This window comes from Phenylobacterium sp. P4_E10 (assembly GCF_056401675.1).
On record NZ_JBFUIW010000035.1, the window covers coordinates 1 to 571 of the forward strand.

A 571-nucleotide genomic window follows, 5' to 3' on the forward strand; every position below is an offset into this window, starting at 1 on the left:
CCGAAGGCCGAGGCCCCCGCGCCGGCTCCGATGCCCGCCGCCCCGGTTCAACCCGCCGCCCCGGCTCAGCCTGCGGCCCCGGCCCAGGCCGCTGCTCCGGTTCAGGCTGCGCAACCGGCCGCGCCGCGCGTAGAAACGCCGCGCCCGGCGCCCCGCGCCGAGACCCCTCGTTCCGAGACCCCCCGTTCCGAGGCGCCGCGCGCCGAAGGTCCGCGCTCGCCGAGCGCGCCGGGTCAGACCCGCACCTACGAGCCCTCCCGCGAACGCCGCGACGATCGTCCGAGCACGACGACCTATCGTCCCGAGCGCGCCCCGGGCCGCTATGAGAACATGAACTTCGGCCAGCGCGCGCCGCGCGCCGATGGCCCGCGCCCGCCGCGCAGCGACGCTGGCGGTCCGCCGCGTCCGCCGCGCGACGATCGTGGTCCGCGTCCGCAAGGCGACCGCCCGCAAGGCGACCGTCCGCAGGGAGATCGCGCGCGTCCGAGCGGCGAGCCGGTCCGCTATTCGGCCCTGGCCCCGCGCCCGGCGCCCGGCGGCCGTCCCGGCGATCGTCCGGGCGGCCCGCGCC

General features: G+C 79.9%; 1 pseudogene. It reads left to right on the forward strand.

Annotation, left to right across the window (positions count from 1 at the left end):
* Positions 1-571: pseudogene (locus AC1DQJ_RS20790) on the forward strand (translation initiation factor IF-2); the annotation flags it as partial.